This is a genomic window from Sulfolobus tengchongensis (assembly GCF_036967215.1).
Classification (GTDB): domain Archaea; phylum Thermoproteota; class Thermoprotei_A; order Sulfolobales; family Sulfolobaceae; genus Saccharolobus; species Saccharolobus tengchongensis_A.
Genome location: NZ_CP146016.1, coordinates 1,542,443 through 1,568,018, shown reverse-complemented (window position 1 = coordinate 1,568,018; position 25,576 = coordinate 1,542,443). Strand labels below are relative to the sequence as shown.

The window sequence follows — 25,576 nt, the reverse complement described above, 5'->3', positions numbered from 1 at the left end:
GTAGTCGTAGTCTACTTACCAATGCACTAATAATATAATTGATTCCAGAAGAATTCGTAAAAAGAGAGAAGGTATAAAGGGAAGCCTTATATAAGTGGGAACTCTTCAGAATTCTCGTTATTATGAGAGTTTACAGATACCCAACTAATACTAATATGTAAAAACATTAATAAACTATAGTCTCCAAACCTCTTCATTACTTCTGGTTTTCTCGCCTTTAATATATAATAACCCACTATGTGTAATGCTAATACTCCCCATGCTGCAAAGACTGCGATATTTAAAGGAAAAGCTGGGGCAGGATATGTGCCGAAGTATATTATTATAATGTAAACTATTGCAGATACTAAGGGGACTATGATATGTTTAGCTAAGCTCCTAGGACTAACTTTTACCTTATTCCTTATTAATCCAATAGCAGCAAATAAATGCCCAAATACGACATAAAATGAGCCAAAAGTTATTAAGAATATGCTCGCCTCTAACGGACCTAAAATATAACCACTCACTAAACTTAGGACTCCGGTAATTAAGCCCGTTAAGAGTATGGCATTCCCCGGTACGCCATGTCTGTTAATTTTTGAAAACATTTTAGGATACAATATGCCATCTCTAGCCATTCCATAAATCATTCTACTTCCGCTAGTGGAAAATGCTAGGGCAGAAGAATTGAACATAAGTGCTACAAAAAGGATTTTGAGGGCAGGCGTAAATGAGAAAAAACGCAAGAACATTTATAACGTAAAGATTCAACTTGACATTGAAATGTATAATATTTATAACATAAAATTTACAATTGCCCACAAGGGATGCTGGACTGAGCAGGTAAAATACAGAGTTAAAACTGTAAAAATTTCTGACTATAGCAAAAATAATGTTAAGGTTACAGTTAATACTCCCTTCGATATTCTTAAGATCTAAAAAATTCCAATAACGTTGATGAGATTATAAAATATAAGAGAGTAAGTAGTAGATATATGGTTGAATTTCTTGAAAATAGAGAAAATACGATTTCAGATACCTTAATGAGATTTGAGGGAGATATTCTTAATTATACAAATTTGGACTACTGCAAGAAAAATTTAATATAAGAGATATGTCAGTAATAAAGGTTAAATTTTCTAAACATATTAAGAGGAACGAATTTAAGAGAAAGAACTGCTAGTTCTTAAAACTGCGTTATTAATGGGGTATTTCAATTATCCTAGAAACGTTAAAGCAAAGGAAATAGCTGATGTTCTAGGCATATCTAAACAAGCATTCCTCTATCACTTGAGAAACTTCATAAATAAACTTATTACTTCAACTGATCTTGATGAGTTTAACTCATAGACTATTACATTTTAATGAACAATTACTTCACTATCAGATAAGACCAAGAATTTAAATTATTAACTGTAATATAAATTTCTATGGTCTTTATATAAAATCTACAAACTATGCGACCTAAAATATAATCTTCTTATAAGGAGAAATGTAAAAATGGCATTAACTTTAAAACTCTACAAAACAGATAGGCTATAAGTATAAGCCTAGATAACCTATTTTAAATAGTAAGGGCTATGCCATCTCTTCTTATTTCTGCTCCTCCAATCATCTTGCCCCTCATAGCTTGAACACCATTCACAGCACCGAAAGGAGCTTTATCAAATGGTGTGTGACTCCCTATTATGTGACCTCTATTTCTAAGTTCTTCAATTGTAGCTCTAGGAATACCTTCTTCTATTTCAACTACTGTACCAGGAGGATAAGGTATAGAGTTATCCCTATACCTTAATATATATCTTGGTGTTACGATAGCTTTATCTATTTCCATGTTAAATTTTAATATCTTTAATAAAGTTAGAGTTATAGTCTGTGGTATGGTCCATCCTCCTGCTGAACCCAGTGTTATTAGTTCGTTTTGATTTTCTGCTATTATTGGAGAGAGGGGATATCTAGGTCTTTGCATTGGTTCTACTCTTTCCTTATCTTTTGGATCAGTAGAAAAATAGCACACTCCGTCATTTAGACTAAATCCTAATCCCTCTAGAAGCCCATTTCTATCGAAGCCATACATTTGTGTTAGAGTCATAGTAACAGCATTTCCCTCATCATCTATTGCCGAAAGACTAGTTGTATGTAGACCATATACGCTTTTATTGACTTTTTTGTAGAAATTAGCTTTATTAGTAATTAATGCAGCTAACTCTTTTGCATGTTCTTTGCTTATTAACTTGTCTACAGGCATTGTTATATAATTTTTTCCTGAATTGTAAGCGTCGTCATCTCTCATCGCAAGTTTTCCAGCCTCTAGAAAGAAATGTGCAAAATTTCCTGAATCCCAAGAATCTTGCGGATTCAATTGTTCAATTATATTAAGCCATTCAAGCACAATGGGACCTCCAGTTCCTTGAGATAAGGAGTAAATAGTACTTTTTTCAAATGTTGTATTTAAGGGATTCACCCAAAGGAGGGAATACGATTTTAGGTCTTCTTCATCCAATACTCCACCCCATTTTCTTACTGCATCGGAAATTCTTGAGGCTAAGGTCCCATTATAAAAAGACTCCCATCCTTCTTCAGCTAAAATCTTAAGAGTGTTTTCAAGCTCCGGTTGTTTGAGAATTTCTCCGACTGATGGAAAACTTCCAGATGAGTAAAATGTTTTATATGTACTTTGATGCCTCGCAGCTTTCCATTTTATCCCTTCATAAAATTTATGAATTCTATTAGTTATCTCATGTCCACGAGCGGCTAATATAGCTGGTTCTAGAACATCAGCCCACTTTAATTGCCCATACTTAGAATGTATTTCCCCCCAACCGGCTACGTTTCCGGGAACTAAAGGAGATAAAGGTCCTTCCGCAGTCGGTTTGTAATCTTCCCAAGGGTCCTCTTCAATTAGGTCCTCAAGCTTTAACCTTCTGGGTGCTGTACCTATAAAGTTAACTCCTCTTATTTTCCCGTCTGAGGTCCTTAGTATTGCTACACCAAATCCTCCTAAACCGGAATTGTAAGGATCAACTACACTTAAAACAGCAGCAGATGCTGTGATAGCATCAAATGCGTTGCCTCCTTTTTTAAACATTTCAATACCAGCTTTAGATGCCAAAAAATGATCAGTTGCTATTGCATTCATACATGTTTTTAGTATGTATAAAACTAATAAGTCTTATTTTTTGGGAAATTATACTAGGTTGTAGATAAGTTTTAACTGTTTGAAGAATTTGTTGTTGACTTATTTTCTATTAGTATCCCTTAAAACCGGCAAAAAATTACTTATTTTTCTTATAGAACAATTTTAAAACATTGTTATTATTGGGGCAGAAAGTTTTGAATTACCAGTAGACCTTGATTGTGATTTCTCTGTCTATCCATGTTTTTTGGTAACAAATTGTCATTTTCTCATTTAAATTATAGATTTTATAAAAATGAATCTTAAGTTATCTTTTTATAAAACGATTTTGAATCTATAATTTGTCTAGAGTAATAAAGAAATTAATGATAGATTTTCTAGTTAAATTAAAAAGTTATATTACATAAAAAGATATCTTTATCTATCTTAACTAATCTTAGTTTTTCCTTAATATTGTTTAGCCTAAAAATTGAAACATCTATTCGGAATATAATTTCTTATAATAAATTACATTTCAATAATTAATATTATTGTACATTTTGTTGTTTAGTCAGTTTGGATAGCACGAACTCAATTGCTAATCTGATACCTCTATTCATAGTTTCTAAGTTCATAGATGGTAATGGTTTAGATAGTATGCTCGCTAACCTTTCATGGCAAGGTAAATGTATAAAGCCTCCTAAAGCTCCACTTTTTTTGGCTTCCCTAACTATTATATACATGGCCATATTACAGAGATAACTTCCAGCTGAAAGGCTCAACTCTGTAGGAATACTCCTACTATTTAAAAAGTCTACTAACTCTTCTACTGGGATATTTGTAAATATGCCATCTTGGCCATTGTTATCTATCTTTTCACCATTACTTTTTTTCCCTGCATTATCTGGTTCCTTAGAATATTTATAGTTTATTGCAATTTTTTCAGGAGTTAATTTAGCTCTACCTGGAGCTAATCCTAGTCCTAAAATTAATATCGGTTTGTATTTTCTTATACTAGTTATAATTATTTCTTCCACCTTGTCATATTCTACAGGAAGGACTATTCCTCTTACTGGCTCATTATTTATTTCGATATTGTTTAAGGATTGTACAACAAGTTGCGAAGGATTCTCAATGTATTCTCTAAAAGGTTCAAATCCAAAGAGAATAACTGTCATATATAGATGCTCAATCAACCAATAAATAAACGTTTTGATTTAAAGGAAAAGTAGATACTATCTCTTATCTTGGTAAAGAATGCAAGACAAAGTTACCTAATCACTCGTAAGTTACTCCCAAAAACAGCACAATCAATACTCCTATTTAGATCAATAACAAATTTAAGGTCGAACTTCTTACACAGCCTAACTAAGAGAGACCAATAAGCATTAGTACTCTCAGAATCAGCTAGAATAGCATCAATAACAACCTCAATTACCATGATCATCAACACAATAGCAACCAAAAGAACAGCCTTCCTCCCTTTCAAATTCACATATTTACTATCAAGTATCAAGTACTTGTAATCATGTTTTTCTTGTGTCTCTGGTATCCAGAGTTTACCCGGCAAGATAGAGTAGAGATTTTTGATTTTTAGTAACAAGGTAGTAAGACTTTCCTTTCTCTTCTCTCAGTAGTTCCTCCTCAATCTATGTTTTTATTCTCGCTTTCTCGTTATTACAGTATTTGTAGTTTAACTGTAATGAACTTTACTTTGTATCAATTCTTCTCCCCTCTTGCATTATCGAGAAGTTCTTTAAGAACTTGTAGTTTTGATAACCTTTTCTCTTTACTGTTTTCCTCTTTCTGGGCTTATTTTCTTGTCTTCTTCAAGAGCGAATCTCTCGATTTCTTCTGGAGTTTTGTTTAACAATCAGTTTTCATTTTGGGTGTGAACAGAAAGTTGGTTTTAACTTGATCTTCATAGTATTACCTCATATTCACACCCTCAATTATATTACTTGAAAACGATAAATTTTCTCATTATTTTTTACTGTTTTTCAATTATTACAATTCATAGTAGGGCCTTAAACATCCAGCATATTAATAATAAAATATTTTTAATATCTTTCAGATCTATTTATGATTAGATTTGATTAGTTTTAAATATAGATCATTATAAATTACGCTTATTTCTTAGCAGATTAAAACGAAAAACTTAAATTTTATTTTCAGAACAATGCAAGTTAGGCGACATTCGTGAGTATTAAAAAAGGGATAGGTAGAACCATGCTTATAGGAATAGTAATTGCGATAGTAATAATAGCAGCAATTGCGGCCGTATTATTAAATATGATGTCCCAAAAACCTACAACTTACCAGTCGTCCACTACAACGCCGACTAGTATCACACCAACTACTGTTCCTTCTAGCAATGCTACCCTTGTAGCTGGTTTTTTTGAAGACGTAACCTCATTAAGTCCTGTTAACTGGTTTACTATATCAGACCTAGATGTATTACAGTTAATTTTTAATACGCTAGTTGAAGTAAATTCATCTGGACTACCAGCACCTGGTATAGCTGAGAGATGGACCATATCAGGGAATGGAACCATCTATACCTTTTATCTATATCATAATATAACTTGGCAAGATGGTGTTCCTCTGACTGCAAATGACGTTGCCTTTACGTTTAATTATTGGGAGAGATATCACTTTCCTTACTATGCAGTACTAGCTGATCTTATAAAGAACGTTACTATAATAAATAATTATACTGTTCAAGTTACATTAGCACATCCAGATGCAGGATTCTTATTGGATTTAGCTGACTTAGGTATGATAATACCGGAACATATCTGGGAGCATATAACGAATCCATATAATGAGACTAACTTAACAGGAGATGGACCATTCATATTTGTTTCTAGAACACCAGGTGTAGATATAGTTCTAAAAGCTAATCCGCACTACTTTATGGGAGAACCTCACTTTAAGTACTTAATCATAAAGATATTTAGCTCAGTGGATTCTGCTTTAGCAGCTTTAGAATCAGGAAGCTTAAATTTATTAGAACTTCCCCCAGGGACTGATCTAACACCTTTATCCTCTTATCAATCCATACATATAGTAAACACTCCGAGTACAATGATATATTATATTTCTATGAATACTCAAGTATTTCCATTTAATAATACTTTAGTAAGGCAAGCTATAGCATATGCAATCAACAAAACCGCTATATTGGAATTAGCTTTCTTAGGACAAGGATATATAGCAAATTCTGTTATATCTCCTTCTCTCTCATATTGGTACAATCCAAATGTAATAAATTACACATATGATCCTTCTTTGGCCGTACAGCTTTTGAAAGAAGCAGGTTTCTCCAATTCTACTGGTAAATGGGTTGACACACAAGGACAGCAACTTACTTTTACCTTACTAATACCTAATCAAGCACCATGGATAGAGATGGCTACGATAATTAAACAAGAATTAGGACAAATAGGAATACCAGTTAATGTAGAATCAGTTGATCCTACAACTTGGGAAAATACAGTAATAGGTACTCATAATTATCAAATGACACTTGGTTCATGGAGATTATATTTTGATCCAATGTTATTTCTAGAACCTTCTTTTGATTCCAATGAAACCGGACCTAATGGTCTTAACTTTGCGGTTTTCAAAAACTCAACCGTGGATAATCTTATACTTAAGGCAATATACTCGCCTTCCCTGTCTATAGAGAAATACTACGTGGATCAGATACAATACTTTATTTCTCAGCAAGTACCATGGATAATGCTGTCCTACGGGCAAGATATATGGGCAGTACAAGGCTATACGAATTGGAGTGCAGTACCTAGATATGGCCTATGGTATTATACTAACTTCTTAAGTATAACACCATCTGGGTAATATTTATGGCATGGAAAAAATACCTTATTCAGAGATTTATTTTTTTCTTCTATGCGTTTATTATTCTTTTAGTTTTAAACTTCCTTATACCTAGACTAATGCCAGGTAATCCGGTCTCTAGGTTTGTGAATCCACTAATGACACCGCAAGCACAGAGGCAAATTTTAGAGCAATTTGGTTTAACAAAACCGCTTTATGTTCAATTTATCCTTTACTTAAAGGGTGTATTTACTGGAAACTTTGGTATCTCTTTTCTTTATTACCCGGAGCCAGTATCTACATTAATAGAACAGAGACTGCCTTGGACATTATTTCTGACCGGAACAGCAACTATAATTTCCGCTCTCTTAGGAATGGTTTTAGGGTTAATCTCGGCGTGGAAAAGGGGGAAAGTAGACAATATTGCAATATTCTTATCGATGGCATTAAGATCTATTCCCACATTTTGGTTAGGACTGATTCTTCTCATAAGCTTTGGTGTGATCATTAAGGTTTTCCCTACTAGTGGCTATTTCTCAAGTTCTTTTGCGGTAACTAAAATAGGCCTTTTGACTTTTATATCTAGCTTATTTTCACATTCATTCCTTCCTATCGTCACTTTAATGGCTTATCTCACGGGAGGTAACTTATTAATTATGAGAGCCTCTGCTATTAATACTTTAAGGGAAGACTACGTAATAACCTTGAGGGCCTTCGGATATGATGATAGAAGAATACTTTATGGTCATGTGATGAAAAATGCGTCTTTACCAATGATAACTAACTTAGGTATACAAATGGGATATATAGTAAGCGGTGCTGTTCTAGTAGAATCCGTATTTACATATCCCGGTATGGGTCTACTCTTATATCAAGCGGTATTAGCTAGAGATTATCCTACAATACAAGGTTGTTTCTTCGTGTTAACACTAACTACATTAGTTGCCTTACTTGTAGTCGATATACTTTACTCGTTTTTAGATCCCAGAGTACGAAGGTGAAAAGTATGCAATTAACTAAATATTCACAATTAATCATTAATGTTTTAAATAGTGTTAAAGGTGCAGTAGGTTTAGGTATAATAGTATGTTTCTCGTTGTTTCCCTTTTTAAGACCATTAATAACAAAATATCCTCCAGAAGCTGTGGGAGTAGGTGCACCTAATCAGCCACCATCATCTCTTCATCCATTTGGAACGACGAGTTTAGGTCAAGATGTGTTAAGCCAGTTTTTAACAGGGGGATTAATACCAATAGAGGTAGGTATATTGACTGGTATATTAACCTCTATCTTAGTAATAGTAATAGGCATACCTGCAGGTTATTATGCAGCTAAATATTCAGGAAAATTCTTAACTCTTATAACCGACATATTCTTGTTAATCCCAGCATTACCCTTGATTATTTTACTAGGTGTATATCTGGGTCCTAGTTTATTAAATCAAGTACTTGTTCTAACTTTAATATCTTGGCCTTTTCCTGCAAGAGTTGTAGCATCTCAAGTAATGAGTTTAAAAGAAAGAGGGTTTATACTCAGTGCAAAGGTAATTGGCGCATCTGATACTGGAATTATGTTTAATGAGATTCTCCCAAATGTAATAAACCTAATTATATCTAATAGCATTCTTGTTATAATATTCGCTATCCTATTTCAGGCTGCTTTATCGTTCTTAGGACTAGGAGTCCCCACACAACCTAATTGGGGAAACATGCTTTATTACGCATTACAATCTGGAGCTATCGCAAGCGGAGAATGGTGGTGGGTATTACCACCAGGAATAGGTATATTCATGGTCGCATTCGCTTTTTCCCTACTCTTTCTTAGACTAGAGGAAGTTTTAGGATTAGAGGTGTCCTAATGGCTCTACTAGAAGTTAAAGACTTAACAGTGTCTTTCAAACTCGGTTCAAAATATTATGATGTAGTTAGGAATTTGTCATTTCAAGTGGAGAAGGGTGATTCGTTAGCAATAGTCGGTGAATCTGGATCTGGTAAAACTACAGCAGCTATGGCTATCATGGGACTTCTTCCTAGAAATGCAATAGTGAAATCAGGGAGTATTCTCTTTAATGGAGTAGATTTAGTGAAATTAAGTAAAGATGAGTGGGGGAGCATTAGATGGAAGAGGATCGCAATGGTATTTCAGGCTTCACAAAATGCGTTAGATCCTGTCAAGAAAATTGGTGATCAGCTAGTGGAGCTCTATAAATACCATAACAAAAATTCTAATAAAGAAGATGCAATAACAAAAGTGTATGAAGTTCTTAAAATGGTGAATCTTGATCCTTCCACATTTAAACTCTATCCTCATGAACTTTCTGGTGGAATGAAACAAAGAGTAGTCATAGCTGCTTCTCTTCTTTTAGATCCTGAGCTTCTCATAGCTGACGAACCTACTACTGCTCTAGATGTGATAACGCAGGCAGAAATCCTACTGCTTTTAAGGAAGATAATAAAAGAAAAGGGTCTAAGTCTCATTTTTATAACTCATGATATCAGCCTTGCATCTACACTTTGTAACAAAATTGTGATAATGTATGGAGGATCTGATATGGAACAAGGCTCTCTTAAGGAGATAATAACATCGCCCCTACATCCATATACAAAACATCTTCTAAGGTCGCTTACTGAACTTGAAGAAGGAAGATTAATTTTAGACAAAAAAAGGAATAATAAAGTGTTGGAATTTGAAGATCAAAAGATCAATGGATGTCCATTTTTTTCAAAGTGTCCTGAAGCAACAGAAAAATGCTCTGGACATTTACCAAAAAGGATAGATCTCAGAAACAGAAAAATAAGATGTATAAACGTGGATGATAAAGCATGGAGTTAGAAGTTAAATCTTTAACTAAGGTATTTAAATCGAGGAATAAAACAATAACTGCATTAAAAAATGTAAGCTTCAGATTAAAAGAAGGTGAAAAATTAGCTATAGTAGGGGAATCAGGCTCAGGTAAAACTACATTAGGGAAAATTTTGGTAGGACTAGAAAAACCGGATAGTGGGGAAGTTCTACTTGATGGTAAAGTAATTATAAATCCTAAAAAAGAAATTGATCTAGAGTCAAGGAGGAACTTTTCGATGATTTTCCAAGACCCTTATGATTCTCTAAATCCCACTAAAACAGTATTTGATATTGTAGCCTTTCCTTTAAGAATTAGAAAAGTGCCTGATGATATACTTAGGGAAGCAGTATATACTTCGTTAAATGATGTAGGACTCTCTCCTCCAGATCAATTCTTACTAAAATATCCTACTCAGTTATCTGGGGGACAAAGACAGAGGGTAGCTATAGCTAGAGCAATTGTCTATAAACCCAAGGTACTTATAGCTGATGAACCTACCACTATGATAGATGCGTCGCTTAAAGCCGAAGTTATAAAGACAATGTTGGATATAGCTTTAAAATATAAGATGAGTTTAATAACAATAACGCATGATTTTAGTATTGTTCCTATAATTGCTGATAAAGTAATCGTTATGTATAAAGGCGAAATTGTTGAAGAAGGAGAGGCTAAAGACATCATAAAAAATCCTAGACATCCATATACGCAAGCTCTCATAGCTGCAGTACCCAAATTATTGGGAGAATTTTCATTAAAAATTAAGGAGATAGAGGAAGATGGCGTATGCCCCTTTTATTCCAGATGCCCTCTTAGAATTGATAAATGTAAAAGAGAAGAGCCTCCTTTACAGGATATAGGAAATAGAAAAGTTAAATGTTTTCTTGTCTAAAGCCTAAGCAACATTTTGTAGCTCTCAAAACTCATCTGGACTTCAAAACTCTCACTTCTAATAATAAAGACATAACAAATTTTTTACTAAAAATACATAAAACCATTTCTATCAGGGCATATATACAATAAATAAAAATAGCATAAACATTAAGTTTTTGACAAGCTTAAACTTAATTTACAACTCTTAAACCCTTAATATGAGATTTATTAGTAATCGTTTTCCTTTATCCCTAGCTTATTTGAGATTAGTCTAAATATTTCGCTAAGGAAAGCATAATCTCTAATTGCAGCTTTTACGTCTTCAAGGAATGTATTTCAAGCCAATAAAAATGATGGAAACTGCAAGTTAACCAAGTACTCATCCACTAGTAAACTCTGAGAACATATCTATGATGACTTTTTATCTCAATATCCCCTATGATGCTATTAATCTAGTTTAGATAAATAAAGAGAATTGTGTTTAGTAACATTAATTAATGAATAAATAAAAGGCATTACTTAACATCATATTTGATGATAAAAGTTATTGATGCGCATGTTCACTATCATATATTTGCAAGAAAAATTCCAGAACACTGCAAGGAGTTCTTGGAAAATGTAGAAGGAACGAAAATGAGCTTAAAGAATGATAATGTGGAGATTGAGAAGATACTTTTAGTTCCCTCACATCCTTGCTATACTGATGAATGCTATGACGGATTTTACATTGATAATGAGGAAAGAAAAAGAAATCCGGATCTCTATCTTCAATGGGGAGAAGTGAATCCCCTAAAGTGTAATGTGAAGGAGGAATTAGATAAACAGTATTCCCTAGGGATTATTGGTATTAAACTGCATCCAGTACATCACGCATTTAAACCAAATGCTTACAGAGAAGAAGAAGGAGGACTAAAAGAGCTATTATATATTTATGAATTCGCTGAAGATCATGACTTACCGATTTTAATTCATACTGGAACCAGTATAGGTGTAGGAAGTAGAAATAAATATGCTGATCCAATTTACGTAGACGATGTAGCTAAGGATTTCCCTAAGATTAGGTTAATTTTAGCCCATGCAGGGAGACCATTATGGTACGATACAGCATTTCATATGGCTAGATTTACTAGGAATATTTTTCTAGAGATTTCCTCAATACCCCCTAAGAATATATTGAAAGTATTACCTAGATTAAATGAAATTTCAGATAAGGTAATTTACGGAAGCGACTTTCCTGCTTTTAAAGGACAAGATTTGGCAGAATATGCTTTTCAAGTATATAGTGTCATAAAGGACGAGAAGATAATGAGGGATAACGCTAAAAGGATCTTGAAGATTTGATTTCTGACAAACGTACTTTATAGGTTTCTTAAAATTCAGTTACTCCTAACGTACTCTCCTAATGAGATTTATTACTGAAAGCTATACTAATAAGAACGCTAGACAGCTTGTAAATAATCCATAAAGCAGGAAGTATACAGACAATATTTTAAAAAGCTAATCTCATGTTATCGTTGGAGTTAGTGTTTTGTAGCGTGAATCAAATATTACTTCACATTAAGGTCTTTAAGCGCATGTAATATCCTTATTAAACAGTATGATCTCGATGTAAGATCACTTATTTATTTTTATTATAGTGTGTTGTTAACTTTCATACATATTTTTATACACGTTTAACAACTTTTTACTTATGAAAAAGATTCCCATTAAATTAAATTGTAAAAGATACGATAAATACTCTAATATCTTAAATCTTCATTTAATGATCAATATTATGAGGTAAGAAAATGAAAATTCCTTTTGGACAATCTAAGAGTATTGAGGAAAGATTATTAAAGGAGATAAAAGGAGAGAGTGAGAATAAGTCAATTTCTCAGCTAGGAAATATTCTCTTTCCAGACTATATTCTTGCATTCGATTTAACAAAATCATCTAAAAACTGTTTAGAAAATAAACAAGAAAAGGAGGTTACAAAAAATGAACAAGATATTTTTATGAATACCTCACTAATAGAACAGTGGAAAGACAAATATAATTTCTACATGATAGAGATAGCAGTAGGTATTGAAAGCGTAAATGATGAGTTGAAAGGTGTTGAAGAAATCCATATTAATTTAGAATTTAATAATAATAATGAGATTCAGATAATAGATAGCTTCCCTACAACGCAATGGGAATCAAGGAACTATAACGCAGATATAAATGTTGGTTTAGACTTAAATAACCTTAAATTCATACCTTTTCTTGATGCTGGAATAAAGTTTACATATAAATGGGAACCTAAAATAGGGGCTATAATAGCCAACGCAGTAGGTCGCAGCATAATTTATACGTTTAGAGCACTAAATAATGAATATTTAGATGGCGTACGAAAAATATTTATAATATTTTTAGCACCAAAGGATCTTAAGGAAACGTCTTTAATTTGTAATAACTTAAAAATAGTGTATACGAAGAAAATACCCATTCCTAATACTAGTATGACAGAAGACTCTTGTAAAGATAGACCAGGTATAAAAATAGATGTTAAACTATCTTCCAATAAGTGAACTAGTCTATAAGAAGTTTGGGTCTCATTGAATCTCTTTGTTTGTATTCAGCTCTCAGCCCTTGGATTTCACCGAAGTCACGGATTTTTCCGCTCATCCTCTTCAATCTCATTAGAGAGATAACCTCACTCACCCTCTGAGAAAACCCCACATCTTGTTTTAACCCCACCACTATTCGGTAATTTACCATCCACATCCTAGGGTGGGATCTAAAAAGGTAGATCTTGGCTGCAGTATATAAATCTAACACTTTCATGGAAACTGCTTTCAACTGCTAAAAGAGGGTTGTGGAGCACATCCTAAAAATAAATAAAGGGATTGTCCTAGATGTTGGATTTGTCATTGATAATTTGAGATTTTCTAATTAGGATATTTATTGTCCTAAATATAGTCTGGTCATTCATTATTTATGATAATTCTTCTCTAAATGTTTTGCGTAATGGGGTTTAGAGGAAATGATACTAAGCGAATTACAATGAGAAAAGGAAAAATACGAGAGGGGGGTTTTGAGATGTAATCTATGTTGAAAGGAGTAACTTCCCTTACTTAGTCAATATTTTTCGGGGAAAATATTATTATTACATGAATTTAATATGAAATCTAAATAGTATAAGCCAGATTTAATACAACTTTAATTACTTCTAGGCTAAAGTATTAGAGTATGAGGTACGACGTTGTTATTATTGGTGCAGGTCATAATGGTTTGGTATCGTCCATATATCTTGCCCAAAAAGGGCTAAGAGTACTTGTGGTTGAGGCTAGAAGTAGACCAGGTGGAATGAGTGATACTGCTGAGTATAAAGGAGTAAAATATAGTAGAGCCTCTTATGTATTAGGATTATTTCCTAAAAAGATTCAAGCAGAACTTGGAGTAAGTTTTCCTACGATTGATTCAGATGTGGCTGATGTTTTCGTCACTGATGAAGGAAAGGTCGTAAAAATTTGGAGAGATAAAGAAAAGAGATTTGAGGAATTTAAAAGACTAGGCCAGATAAAGTATCCTAAAATGGAGGAACTCTTATTCAAGATCAAAGAGAAAATTGAAAAGGAAATGCAATACGTAATAAAACCACCTTCTTTTGAGGACTTTAAGGAAGCGATTAAGGGCACAGAATTAGAAATTTTTGCAGAGCCATCTAGAAAGTTTCTAAACGAGTACCTAGATGAAGAGTTTCATCCGTACTTTTCATACGGTTTTATGTACGATTTACCCGCTTACGTAGTAGCTTACTACTTCAGTTTAGATTGGAAAATTGTAAGGGGAGGTATGGGAAAAGTTGCAGAGATCTTAGCGGAAAGGGCTAAGCAACTTGGTGTGGATTTTATTTTTAACACAAAAGTTGAAGAAATAATTATTAAAGATAACATAGCAGGGGGAGTAAGGTTCGGTGACAAAATAATTGAAAGCAAAATCGTACTAAATGCAGCCAGTCCAGTTTTGTTGGGAAAGTTAACTAATGGTTTGCTTAAGGTTAATCACCCAGATTTTAGGCCAAGATGGAAGAGAGACACAGTACTAATGAGAGAGTTGCCTAAATTGCCAGACTATATGAAACAACACCTAGATACATTGTTTACATTACCCATAGGTGAAATAACTATTCCCTCAGCGGTTGATGATAGCTTAGGTGGTCATGTTATGACAATAATGGGAAGTTATGATGAGGCTAAGGAATTCTTCCCCGATTTAGAGAAGAAAACTATTTATGTAGATAGATTAGATGCCTTTAAGCTAGAGAAGGAGTACTATGCGCCCTATGGTGATATGAATCATATGCCAATGTATACGGAATATCTATTTGATAATAGGCCCGTTAAAGGATGGGGCTATACTACTCCGATAAAGAACCTTTACGTAACAGGATCTGGAACGTACCCTGGTGGGCAAGTTACTGGAGTCCCTGGAAGAAACTCTGCAATGAAAATACTAAGTGATTTGGGTATTGCGTAATGTATACAATAGGTCACTCTAATCGATCTCTAGAGGATTTTTTATTTTTGTTGAAAAGGTATAAAATTGAAGTACTAATAGATGTGAGAAGGTGGCCTAGGAGTTCTAAATACCCTCATTTTAATAGAGAAAATCTTATGATAGAGTTAGAGAAAGAAGGAGTAGAATATTTGTGGAAAGAGGAGTTAGGAGGATATAGGAAGTTTAGAAAAGATGTAGAAGATAGAGGGATTGGAAAGTGTTTTGAAAGTGAGGGTTTTAGAGCATATGCTACTTATATTCTTGAAAACGATAAAGCAATTAGCGCATTAAAAGAAATCGAGAAAATTAACAAGGTAAAGGCGATAATGTGTGCCGAGAAATTACCTTGGAATTGCCATAGGAAAATTATCTCAGATTGGTACCTAGCTAAGGGATATGAGGTTATTCACATCATTGAAAATGAAAATACCATTAGGCATAAGTTAAGTAAGTGTGCAATGATAGTGGATAATCGTTTATATTACAAATAAAAAATGTGCTATTATTGCCGTGAAAAACTGTTTCTGTCTCAGCGTAAAATTTATATAATTTGCACACAGTCTAAAACGTAGTAGCCTTACCTCAGATGTGGATGAGAAATTCCCGAATGGGGTAAGGATAGTTACAAGATGTGGGGGTTTCCTCACCCTTTTAGGGTGAGTGGGGTTATCCCCCTAATGGGATGGAGAAGGATGAGCATACGCGACTTCGGTGAAGTCCAAGGGTCGAAATTTGAATACAAAGTATATGAAATTCAATGAGACACAAACCCCTTAGATAAACTATTACTCTATCCTTGCTTAATTTATACTCGTTTTCTGATCCAACTATCTATAAGAAGGGATTACTTTATGTGGTTCTGTAGACTCACATTGTTTCATAAAAATTGTTTTTAACTGCAGATATAGTAAAAATATTGACGTTAATGTGGTTTTTTCAGCAATAGGTTACTTTTGCCATAATTCTATTATTTCTTTGTTTGATAATACTAGCATTAATCTCTGCATGTTAGCTAAAGATCTTTCATGAGCCTCTTTATCGCTGAGGAGACAACATTTCTGGATTAGTTGGATATGATGCGTCACATCCACTATCCTTAATCATTAAAACTAGCTTATGTAAAATATTAATAGCATACTGGATTGATGCTAATGACGAAAAATATGTTGTAACTGATAATGAGGATAAACTATACGTTTGATAGTAGTTTAGAATGCAGTGGCTTTCATGTACATAAAAGTTAGTCAACTAATATTTTATAGAACGAAAGTTTAAATTTTTGAGTGTATTTTATTTAAATGTATCAAGAGGTGAGTTAAAAGATGTATGATGTGATTTTAACGTCAGATAGAGGGACTTTTACTGACTATGGCGGTATTTCTCCCTTAGGGTATGTAGCATGTTTACCTTATAGGTTAGTGCCCAGATTCTTTATGGATAGAATATTTACACCGCCTATCCCCACCGATAAAGAGGGTAGAGCGTTAATAGCTCCATATCCTTTAAGAAAAGTTGAGGCAATATTATCTAAAAATGGGTTTAATACGATAGTTACTACTCCGGAAAAATTAGAAAAAGTTGCTAGTAAAGGTGCTAAGGTAATCGGGGTAAACGTTCATGATCCTAAAGGTATTGAACCGGTAAGCGCAAAATTAAGCATAATATTTGGAGGAGGAGAAACCTGGACTGCTAAATTCTTTGATGAATTAGGAGAAAAGATAAGTAAGTTAAAGGGAAAGTATAATCTAAAAGTAGTGGTTGGTGGTGCGGGAGCATGGCAATTGGAAAGAGATCCACCATCATGGGTTGATGTGGTATTTATAGGGCATGCTGAGGTGGATTTACCGGAAGTAGTTAAAAAACTCGAAGAAGGTGAAGAAGTTCCAAAAGTAGTTAAAGGAAGATATCCTATAAAATTAGACGATATACCACCTATTATAAATCCAGCGAGAGGTGGAGAGGTTCAAATTACCAGAGGCTGTCCTAGAGGATGTTGGTTCTGTTCCGTAACGCCGGATACATTCATGTCTTTCCCCATAGATTACATAATGAAGGAAGTTGAAGTTAATATGAAGGCTGGGATTAGAGATGTTAGTCTAATAACTGATGATATGATGTTATATGGGACTAAGAGACTTAATGAGGTTAATCACGATGCTATAGTCAAATTATATACTGAGTTAAAGAAGGTTGGAGTTGATTATATAAACTTCGCTCATATTTCCGCTGCCCCAGTCAAATTAAGTCCAAAAACCGTTAAGGCAATGGGTGAGATTGCTGGTTGGAGTGAGGAAAAGGCGGTGGCACCAGTTGTGGGATTGGAAACTGGAAGCGAGAAGATATTTAATAAGTACATGAAGATGAAAGCATATCCTTGGAATTACAGTCACTGGAAAGACTTAATAGTGGAAGCTACCGCGATAATGAATGAGAGCTATATTTTCCCATGCTATACAATGACAATAGGTTACCCGGAAGAGACTGACGATGATGTAGAGGATTCCATAAAAATTGTAGAGTATATAATAGATCATGAACCGATAGCGTGGATATTTCCCTTGCCTGTGATACCCATGGGATTATCTAAGATAAGGGATAATCCTCTTCCAGTATTAGATAAACTACCATCAAGATACTGGGATCTACTGTATATTTCATGGAAGTATGATCTGAAAATAACTAGAAGGTTAAGTAAAACCATAGCGTATACCAGTAAAAATCCGTTTATAAGGTCAGTAGTAACGTATATGATAGATAAGATATTCAACACTATTGAATGGTATTTTGAAAGACTTAAGGAGACAAAGGGTAAATCCGCTTTAGAATATAGGGATCTTAACTTAAACACAGCCTATGGTTTAGTGTGGTCAATCTTCCAGCTCTTTAAACTGGGATTTGCATCCACTTGAATTGCTCAGTTTCTACAACTTTTTCCTAAACAAATTTAGACTATATGTTTAATAGAAGCATATCACCTTAAAAGAGATCTCTCTTCGATCTTTATTGGAGATTTAATAACAACAAGCAATTTTTAAATTATTTACATTTTGGGGGTATGTTAAGTTTGAATTACCACATCGAGAATGCGAAAAGTAACGTATGTTTCCAAAAACCACAGAAAGCAAAATATCTGATAGAAATTAGCGTTATCTTTCCGCACAAGATGTTTTAGGTAAGCACAAAATGTTTCACTATATAAAAGCTATTTAAGTCTAAAACGAGAATGTGTCTTTATGGAAAAGACGTTATTTCTCAAAATATTGTGTCTGATAGAATTTCATCCTGTTAATTTGAGTATGCACCTTGGTTTCATGGTTTTTAGTATCGTTCTTTCTAGCTATTCAATCGTTATGGTGAGGAGAGAAGATATAATGATATTTGTAATGAGCTCTTTCGTGGTATATTTCGTCTCATTTCTAATTCTGTTGTCGATTTTCCTTTCTGAGACTTATCATTTTATAGTTGAAGGGAATAAAATTATTATAAAAAGAACAATTTCAGATAAATTCAAATATGAATTTACGTTAAGCGATAAGAACATTATTTTAGGGATTTCTAACGGATCAATTGTAGGTAATCTCATTATAATATATAGTGATAAATTGCTTTTTAAATTCCTTACTACGACTAAAAATGTAAAAATAATACAGACAAAAATTCTTAACATGGGTTATAGAAATGGCGGTATGTATAAGGTATGTAAAACGTGTGGAAGTATAAATGAGTTAGACGTAAACGCCTGCGATATTTGCGGATCTAGGAATTTAGCTACGTATAACTTGCTTTGGTTAGATTAGGAAGAGGATAAAATCTTTGAGTAATAAATATCTGAAAAAATTATATGATGATGAGCGTGACAATTATGAGCAAAATTACTTGAAATCTTTTATGTTAATAATGCTTTATAGGGTATATTTGTAGTATTCAAAAATTCGCGCCTTTATGGAAACTGCTTTCAACGGCTTAGATTGTGAATATAACGAAAAACAATTGCTTTGTTGACCTCTTCAAAACTTACGTTATATTTTAGTGACAATACGTGCAAAATCTGGTCAAATACTCTACAAGTCGCAAAGTAACTTACCAAACCTTATATACCACCTAGTCTAAACCGTAAGCATAGCCATTATGAATATTATCGCTATTTGAAATACGACTTGACTACCCGATAAGTAGATGTTTCTCATTCCCAATTTAATGATCTTCTTTACATCAGGGTTTTCTTTTCTTAATTCCAAGTATATTCTTACCTCGTTAGGTAAGAAAATACCAAAACCTTGTATCAGTAAAATAAGAACTATTATGCCTGCAATTAAGATAAGTCTATTAGATATCGAAAATATTCCAAGATCCATACCAATATATACACCAGCTGTAGTTGCGACAGAAGCTAAGGAAGGCATGAAAAATAACATCAGAGGAACGAGTCTTTTTATTATTTCTGCTCGTACTTGAGGTTCTAATGATCTCATTATTCTACTCATTATTACACCCATGAAAAGGTCAATCCCAGTCCACGTGCCCCCTGTAATTACGTGAACGTAATCTAGAAAAACGAAATTTTTAGAGAGTACTGCTCCTATTAAAGCTATAATCGGTACAAAGAAGGTGATTAAGGATGTGGGAGAGACAATTTTTATCGTACTTGACATGATGTATATTATGAAAGCTTATATAAAAACTTTGTTTTTTAAAAATACTAATTTTCATTTATAAACCATTATATCAGAATAAGCTAAAATTTGAGTTTGGATGTGCATAGTTAGAATCACGAACTAACTAAATGAATAGGATCTTCTGCCAAATGAATCTTCTTATCGCTGGTTGTGTAGATAATGACAATGTGGGCGATGAGGAATAATAAATAATTATACAGATACTTTAAGCTCCAAAAACATTTTAATCTTATATCTAAGGTTAAAATGGAGTGGTATAATGATATTCGAAGAAGAGGAAGAGGATTTGTGGGAAGAAGAGGAAGATTGGGAAGAGGAAGAGGATTTGTGGGAAGAAGAGGAAGAAGAGTGGTGAACGTTTAAAGCAATTTGTTTTTTTACGTTTAAATCAGGAGAGTAAGAATAATAAGCCTTTCCTAATATATGTATTATATGTGAGAAAACCAAAGATCTTACTAAATATAATTAAGAGTTTAATTGAAAATGACGGTCATATCACTTCTAGAGAGTTGCCAAGGTCTAAGAGAACACAGATTAAACAAATACATAATGCAATAATTCTTCTAGAAAAATTAGGAGTAATAAAAGTTGATGGAGATTTAGATAAGAATAAATTCACCATTAGCTTAGTTAGAGATTTTCAATTTCTTATATTAGAACAAAAAGTTAAGGTTATCTTTCATGAAGATAGAAGCAAAACTAAGAGTTTTAAATTTCACGCTATAGCCCTTAAAGATACAATAAGAGAAATTGAAGACAATAGTTATTGGTCAGTTGACGATAAAGTAAAAACGAGAATAGAAGTTTATAATCCAAAAAGAGAACATGGGAAAATAATAGTGGATAGAATAGAACTCGGCTCTCAAAAAGCAACTATTAAATTGCACTTAGATCCTCCATCCCGTATGGGAGAACGAATACTTCATGGGTTTAAAGTAATCCAAACTAACTACTTCACCTTTACTCAAAAGGAAACTATAGAGAGATATGGGGATCCAGAAATGATGGATGGATTACAAGTGCTCCAGCCTACACTACTTGCAGTATTAGAGATAAAATTTCCAAATAATTACGAATTTATTGATGTAAAAGCGGAAAAATATGATCTAGTAATAGTTGATGGTCCTCAAATGCCATCAACTATTCCCAATCATCGTTTACATATTAAAAAGAATGGAATATACCTAAAGATAGTTCATCCTCAAATAGGTTATTATTTTCTTGCGTGGAAGTCTGCAAATTAATCATCAATTGAATTCTATTGTTTGTTACTCTAGCTAAATCTCATACATAAATAAATTGAAATTAAAATCATTCACTCACTCTAGCCTTCATTTGATGAACGTTAAATTAATTTATAGAGTATAAAAATTAGCTCTACGTTTCGGGTCATCACCTTAATCCGAAGTTAAATTATCGGATGCCAGTTTTCATCAGCATAAGTATTATTCGTATTCTTCATTAACGAGGTAGATCTCAAATAATTATTACCGAATTTTCTCGCTCTGGACCTCTGTAATACTTGATACTTACAAATAAGCGGGTAGAAAGCCTCACTGAGGAGGGAGAGAAGTCAACGTTCAATAATAGAAACTGTCAAAGACTACCTTAATTATACAAAATATATATCGTTCAGTAATGTTTTTAATAGTGATATATAATTATATATTACAATGAGTTTAAGTAATAATGAGGAGTTTAGAGCACTATTATATTTGAGAAGAGGAATTCTTGATCTTGTCGTGATAACTCTTATTGAATTATTGTCAATATTACTTATTTTCGTTATGGAATACCTAAGGCTGACCATTGCATTACAGAACTTCTTTATAACATTACCTGCCTCAGTAGCATCAGTGCTCTTACTGTTCATAGCATATTCTGACGTTAAACGAGGTTATTTTTACTCCGAAAAAGTAGGAATAAGAATTAAAACAAGTAACATAGTTTCTCCACTTCTTCTTTTACTATTCCTACTATCCTTGATAGGATTGTCTTCTTATATCTTAACTCTAGTAGGATTATTTACAAGTATAAGTAATGCAATACTTAATTCTGCAGAAACTCTACTTAGATTATTCGCCTTCGTGACATTCGTTTTTTTGGGATTTTCCTATAAAATAGTGGGCGATCATTATAAAAACGATTACATCAGTATAGGGAGTTTGGCATTTATATTAGGTGTGGTAGTATTTATATTCAATTACCGATATGGTGGACTTCTAGCTTTCATAAGTATAATCACTATTTACGTCGGTTTTAGTAACATCTTAGGAGGACTTACAAAACCCTCAACAATAAATGGAGTGCTAAGAAGTAATGGAGAGGCTGAGGTTTTGGTTTACTCAGAATCTGAAGCTCAAATTACTAACGCATATATAGTAGGTACACAATACGTTTCGAATTCAATTACTCCAACTATTTTGAACAAAGGTTATACCACGTTAAAAATTAACTTTAATACCACTCTTCCACTTAACGTTAACAACAATTACATTATAAGGTTGATTTTAGCTAATGGGAAAAATATTGACGTTAATGTGATTTTTCAGCAATAGATCATTTTTGCCATAATTCTATTATTTCCTTGTTTGATAATACTAACATTAATCTCTGCATGTTTGCTAAAGATCGTTCGTGAGCTTCTTTATCCGCTGATGAAACTGCTTCTCTTGCAACTATTGGTATAAAACCTAATGCTTGTGCATGTCTAGCTGAAGTTTCAACTCCAATATCTGTTGCTATACCCGTAAATACTATTGAATTAATCCCAGCATTTCTAAGCATTAACTCAAAATTAGTACCCACAAAAATACTGGGAGTATTCTTCCTTAAGATAACGTCACCTTCTCTAGGATAAACGTCCTTATAAATATCTCCAGGATTGAATGAACGTCTTAACGTGATTTTAGGTTGAAATCTCTCAGGGTAAGGTGTAATCATGGTATACACAATGGGCACATTATACGTCCTTGCTGAATCTATTAACTCTTTTAATTTCTTGATGAACTCATCCTTATTAAAGATGGAGTTAACTAATGTTTCTTGTACATCCCATACTACCAAGACTGAATTGCTCCTATTTATGAACTTTTTTATTTCCTCCACGTTGAAAAATGACATAATTAAATAATTGGTAAATCAGTTAAAAATTTAATTGTCGTACTATTTTGTCTAAAGGACCAAAATCTTAGGTAGGCTTCACGATGAAAAGGAAGTTAGGTTCACATAAAGCTAATTAATTTAAAAAGCGGATAATAAATTAATGATTGATTTCCATTTTCATGCCCCAGTAAAGGAGTTCTTAGAGTTTTTAGGGGATTACGCTGAACCTGCAATTAAATACTTTAACTCCAAGATTGAGGTTAAGGGATTAAAGGAAACCTTAGATTATTATGAAACTTTCGGAATAAAGAGATTCGTAGTATTACCCATAGACGCTACTACGTTTTTAGGTAGAAAAATACCTAACCAAGTAATTACCTTAGACGATAGAATTGTTAGATTTGTTTCTGTAGATCCATTAAAACCAAATGCAGAAGAGGAGTTAAAGAGTGCTATAAAAGAATTTGAACCAGTAGGAGTTAAATTGCATCCTCAACTCCAAGGATTTCATCCTTTAGACGAAAGGGCATTACGAATCTATGATATAATTGACTCCAATGGATTAGTAGTTGTTTTTCACACTGGTACATCTGGGATTGGAGCAGGAGTAAAATCAAAAATTAGACTAGATTACGGTAGGCCTATTTATTTTGACGAAATTGCAGTAAGGTATCAAAACACGAAGATAATTTTAGCTCACTTTGGATGGCCTTGGACTGAAGAAGCTATAGCTATTGCCTTACATAAACCTAATGTATATCTCGATCTATCTGGATGGGCTCCTAAGTACATACCACAAGTAATTTGGAGTAATGCAAAAAGGCTAAGTGATAAACTACTATTTGGTTCCGATTTCCCATTAATAAGACCAGAACGATGGATTGAGGAATTTAAACAAGTTAATTTAAGTCAAGATATAAAAGATAAAATAGTTAAATACAACGCTGAGAGACTAATCGATAAAAGAAGTTAAATTTTAGCAGAATTAATACATTTATTGTCGTAATCATCTTTCTCCTCCTACGACTTTTTACACGACGAGATCGTTAAGGTCAAGAGAGAGGGATAAGTGTTCATGTAGATTCAACCTTGTTTTCAGCCTTAGACAAGTTATGGAAAATAGTTCTATTGTTAGAGGTAAAGTATGTAATACCTTGATCTTCTCTCTTCATTATAACTATACATGTTAAATAAGCTTTGAGTTTTGAAATTGTAATCAACTCAATAGCTATTATCACTATATAAATAATAAATAAAAAATTTAATAATATATTATCACCTAACTATTCGTTATTAATCTATAATTTCCCACTAATAGTTCTAGAGAGGATCTCAAGCATCTTAGCGAAATTATATTTCTTATTTAATACTTTAACCTTGCTGTTCCTTTTATGTATATTACTATAATCTGGAGAGATTTCAGCTACACCCTTATTATCAAAGGGAATTGTAATTCTTTTCCTGAAATAACTTAGGCACTGAATTAATTCCCCACAGTTTACATCTAAATTGTCACAGTTTACGTCTTTAGCCTTAATTTTCTTCTCGAGGTAAATGACATTTAAGCCCTTATTTTGAGCAGCAATTGCAACTCCTTGGTCTGCAGTTAATAATACTACCTTATTATTAATATTACTCTTCAATTTCACTGCTTCATCTATTAAACCGATATCACCTGAAGTTGATACTTGAGATGTTATTGGTGGAGTGGGATGCAAATATTGATAAGCTTGTAATCCTAAAGTAAATTTGATAAGATTCTCATCAGATTTCTGTGTAGTATTGGAAGATCTATTTTTCAATTCATTATAAGTATTCCTTGAAGATAATAATCTATATCTTGGAATCAATTCAGCTAATCTAGAACCTAATGAGATATAAATATTAGTATCGGCTAAGAATAAACTCTCGTTTTTAACTTCACTCTCTATGTATTTCTCCTCCTCATATTTTACTATCCCGGCTCTGGTTAAGCATATTTCATTATCTTCTAATCCCAAATAATCTAAATCCAGTTTTATTCCATGTAAGCTCAAAATATTTATGAAAGCTCTTAATTCGTCAATACCTAACGTAGATTCAACGTTATCTGATTCTTTAGTTAAAGGCGGGTCAAAGTCAATTTTATCCCCACTTCGTATGTCTAATACTTCAATCATATTAAAAGGAACATATCCAAATATTCTATAACCCTCACTCTCCTTTTTCAAATAAACATATCTGATCTGCTTAGCTTTACTATACGATGAAGCACTTAATGCCATATACTTTCTACCAGGTGTCACATCGAATACATCTATATCCGCATTACTTAATGTACTTCTCCATTTATCAATTCCGTATCCTACTATTATTGGTTCTACAGAAGTATCGACGTTAACGTAATTTAAAGCTTTTTCTAGTCCATCCTTTATCTCTCTGGCTGGTGGATCTTCTCTATAGATAATTATTCTTTTTGGTTTTATCCCAGTAAATATCTCTGTTAAAATTGCATTTATTGTTGTAACTGATTTATCTGAACCCAGTGTAGCAAGTGATTCCATAATATATTTAATGAGAGATGGTTAATTAATTAATGTTATTGATTACAAAAACTACTCATTAATCTAAAAAGTTATAGAT

Annotated in this window: 24 protein-coding genes and 2 pseudogenes; 16 read left to right on the top strand and 10 right to left on the bottom strand. The window is 33.1% G+C overall.

From position 1 onward, the window contains the following. Positions 1 to 170: 170 nt before the first annotated feature. A pseudogene (locus V6M85_RS07495) lies at positions 171 to 713 on the bottom strand (amino acid permease); the annotation flags it as partial. On the opposite strand from V6M85_RS07495, the gene V6M85_RS07490 reads away from it, so the two are divergent. Further along, positions 646 to 921, top strand: a complete 276-nt coding sequence (locus V6M85_RS07490) for a hypothetical protein (protein WP_338604853.1) — start codon at positions 646 to 648, stop codon at positions 919 to 921. The pseudogene V6M85_RS07495 and the gene V6M85_RS07490 overlap by 68 nt on opposite strands. 237 nt (positions 922 to 1,158) lie before the next feature. Next, a complete protein-coding gene (locus tag V6M85_RS07485; RefSeq protein WP_338604679.1) occupies positions 1,159 to 1,332 on the top strand; it encodes a helix-turn-helix domain-containing protein in 174 nt (57 codons plus the stop codon). Positions 1,333 to 1,546: 214 nt separating this feature from the next. Here the strand turns inward: V6M85_RS07485 and V6M85_RS07480 are convergent, their stop codons facing one another. The 3 genes from V6M85_RS07480 to V6M85_RS07470 form a co-directional block, all read right to left on the bottom strand. Continuing rightward, positions 1,547 to 3,121, bottom strand: a complete 1,575-nt coding sequence (locus tag V6M85_RS07480) for a gamma-glutamyltransferase family protein (RefSeq protein ID WP_338598437.1) — start codon at positions 3,119 to 3,121, stop codon at positions 1,547 to 1,549. A gap of 524 nt (positions 3,122 to 3,645) precedes the next feature. Continuing rightward, on the bottom strand, positions 3,646 to 4,275 hold the full coding sequence (locus tag V6M85_RS07475; RefSeq protein ID WP_338598436.1) for a pyroglutamyl-peptidase I: 630 nt from the start codon (positions 4,273 to 4,275) through the stop codon (positions 3,646 to 3,648). 92 nt (positions 4,276 to 4,367) lie between these two features. Next, complete coding sequence (locus V6M85_RS07470; protein WP_338598434.1) at positions 4,368 to 4,700, bottom strand: hypothetical protein; 333 nt, start codon at positions 4,698 to 4,700, stop codon at positions 4,368 to 4,370. A 596-nt stretch (positions 4,701 to 5,296) separates the two neighbouring features. Between V6M85_RS07470 and V6M85_RS07465 the strand changes: the two genes are divergently transcribed. From V6M85_RS07465 to V6M85_RS07435, 7 genes are all read left to right on the top strand, one after another. Continuing rightward, positions 5,297 to 6,958, top strand: coding sequence for an ABC transporter substrate-binding protein (locus tag V6M85_RS07465; protein WP_338598433.1), 1,662 nt, complete (start codon positions 5,297 to 5,299; stop codon positions 6,956 to 6,958). Positions 6,959 to 6,963: 5 nt separating this feature from the next. After that, the gene (locus tag V6M85_RS07460; protein WP_338598432.1) at positions 6,964 to 7,938 is read left to right on the top strand and encodes an ABC transporter permease; all 975 of its coding nucleotides are present in this window, start codon (positions 6,964 to 6,966) and stop codon (positions 7,936 to 7,938) included. Between the two features lie 5 nt (positions 7,939 to 7,943). Further along, complete coding sequence (locus tag V6M85_RS07455) at positions 7,944 to 8,795, top strand: ABC transporter permease (RefSeq protein WP_338598430.1); 852 nt, start codon at positions 7,944 to 7,946, stop codon at positions 8,793 to 8,795. Continuing rightward, a complete protein-coding gene (locus V6M85_RS07450) occupies positions 8,795 to 9,769 on the top strand; it encodes an ABC transporter ATP-binding protein (RefSeq protein WP_338598429.1) in 975 nt (324 codons plus the stop codon). The genes V6M85_RS07455 and V6M85_RS07450 overlap by 1 nt, the downstream gene beginning before the upstream one ends. Further along, on the top strand, positions 9,760 to 10,671 hold the full coding sequence (locus tag V6M85_RS07445; RefSeq protein WP_338598427.1) for an ABC transporter ATP-binding protein: 912 nt from the start codon (positions 9,760 to 9,762) through the stop codon (positions 10,669 to 10,671). Before V6M85_RS07450 ends, V6M85_RS07445 begins: the two co-directional genes overlap by 10 nt. Before the next feature lie 515 nt (positions 10,672 to 11,186). Further along, positions 11,187 to 11,993 carry an amidohydrolase family protein gene (locus V6M85_RS07440; protein ID WP_338598425.1) on the top strand — a complete coding sequence of 269 codons (807 nt, stop codon included), beginning with the start codon at positions 11,187 to 11,189 and terminating at the stop codon, positions 11,991 to 11,993. A gap of 446 nt (positions 11,994 to 12,439) precedes the next feature. Beyond that, positions 12,440 to 13,201, top strand: a complete 762-nt coding sequence (locus V6M85_RS07435) for a hypothetical protein (RefSeq protein WP_338598423.1) — start codon at positions 12,440 to 12,442, stop codon at positions 13,199 to 13,201. Position 13,202: 1 nt separating this feature from the next. Here V6M85_RS07435 and V6M85_RS07430 read toward each other — a convergent pair whose 3' ends face one another. Then, positions 13,203 to 13,334 (bottom strand): hypothetical protein, encoded by a 132-nt coding sequence (locus V6M85_RS07430; RefSeq protein ID WP_338598422.1) that lies wholly within the window; start codon positions 13,332 to 13,334, stop codon positions 13,203 to 13,205. A 528-nt stretch (positions 13,335 to 13,862) separates the two neighbouring features. Between V6M85_RS07430 and V6M85_RS07425 the strand changes: the two genes are divergently transcribed. Continuing rightward, the gene (locus V6M85_RS07425) at positions 13,863 to 15,152 is read left to right on the top strand and encodes an NAD(P)/FAD-dependent oxidoreductase (protein ID WP_338598421.1); all 1,290 of its coding nucleotides are present in this window, start codon (positions 13,863 to 13,865) and stop codon (positions 15,150 to 15,152) included. Next, positions 15,152 to 15,664: a DUF488 family protein gene (locus tag V6M85_RS07420; RefSeq protein ID WP_338598420.1), complete on the top strand. Its 513-nt coding sequence runs from the start codon at positions 15,152 to 15,154 to the stop codon at positions 15,662 to 15,664. The genes V6M85_RS07425 and V6M85_RS07420 overlap by 1 nt, the downstream gene beginning before the upstream one ends. A 456-nt stretch (positions 15,665 to 16,120) precedes the next feature. Here the strand turns inward: V6M85_RS07420 and V6M85_RS07415 are convergent. Continuing rightward, a pseudogene (locus tag V6M85_RS07415) lies at positions 16,121 to 16,216 on the bottom strand (cysteine hydrolase); the annotation flags it as partial. A gap of 279 nt (positions 16,217 to 16,495) precedes the next feature. On the opposite strand from V6M85_RS07415, the gene V6M85_RS07410 reads away from it, so the two are divergent. After that, positions 16,496 to 18,082, top strand: coding sequence for a radical SAM protein (locus V6M85_RS07410; protein ID WP_338598417.1), 1,587 nt, complete (start codon positions 16,496 to 16,498; stop codon positions 18,080 to 18,082). Between the two features lie 441 nt (positions 18,083 to 18,523). Further along, complete coding sequence (locus tag V6M85_RS07405) at positions 18,524 to 18,970, top strand: hypothetical protein (protein WP_338598415.1); 447 nt, start codon at positions 18,524 to 18,526, stop codon at positions 18,968 to 18,970. A gap of 309 nt (positions 18,971 to 19,279) precedes the next feature. On the opposite strand, the gene V6M85_RS07400 is transcribed toward V6M85_RS07405, so the two are convergent. Next, positions 19,280 to 19,825 (bottom strand): hypothetical protein, encoded by a 546-nt coding sequence (locus tag V6M85_RS07400; RefSeq protein ID WP_338598413.1) that lies wholly within the window; start codon positions 19,823 to 19,825, stop codon positions 19,280 to 19,282. Positions 19,826 to 20,283: 458 nt separating this feature from the next. On the opposite strand from V6M85_RS07400, the gene V6M85_RS07395 reads away from it, so the two are divergent. Further along, positions 20,284 to 21,093 (top strand): hypothetical protein, encoded by an 810-nt coding sequence (locus V6M85_RS07395; RefSeq protein WP_338598412.1) that lies wholly within the window; start codon positions 20,284 to 20,286, stop codon positions 21,091 to 21,093. Positions 21,094 to 21,522: 429 nt separating this feature from the next. Continuing rightward, on the top strand, positions 21,523 to 22,407 hold the full coding sequence (locus V6M85_RS07390) for a DUF973 family protein (protein ID WP_338598411.1): 885 nt from the start codon (positions 21,523 to 21,525) through the stop codon (positions 22,405 to 22,407). 1 nt (position 22,408) lies between these two features. On the opposite strand, the gene V6M85_RS07385 is transcribed toward V6M85_RS07390, so the two are convergent. Next, positions 22,409 to 22,972: an isochorismatase family cysteine hydrolase gene (locus tag V6M85_RS07385; RefSeq protein WP_338598410.1), complete on the bottom strand. Its 564-nt coding sequence runs from the start codon at positions 22,970 to 22,972 to the stop codon at positions 22,409 to 22,411. Positions 22,973 to 23,114: 142 nt separating this feature from the next. Here V6M85_RS07385 and V6M85_RS07380 point away from each other — a divergent pair, with 142 nt between their 5' ends. Then, positions 23,115 to 23,927 (top strand): amidohydrolase family protein, encoded by an 813-nt coding sequence (locus tag V6M85_RS07380; RefSeq protein WP_338598409.1) that lies wholly within the window; start codon positions 23,115 to 23,117, stop codon positions 23,925 to 23,927. A 100-nt stretch (positions 23,928 to 24,027) separates the two neighbouring features. On the opposite strand, the gene V6M85_RS07375 is transcribed toward V6M85_RS07380, so the two are convergent. Both V6M85_RS07375 and V6M85_RS07370 read right to left on the bottom strand, forming a co-directional pair. After that, positions 24,028 to 24,192, bottom strand: a complete 165-nt coding sequence (locus V6M85_RS07375; RefSeq protein ID WP_338598407.1) for a hypothetical protein — start codon at positions 24,190 to 24,192, stop codon at positions 24,028 to 24,030. Positions 24,193 to 24,252: 60 nt separating this feature from the next. Next, the gene (locus tag V6M85_RS07370; protein WP_338598405.1) at positions 24,253 to 25,497 is read right to left on the bottom strand and encodes a hypothetical protein; all 1,245 of its coding nucleotides are present in this window, start codon (positions 25,495 to 25,497) and stop codon (positions 24,253 to 24,255) included. Positions 25,498 to 25,576: the final 79 nt, after the last annotated feature.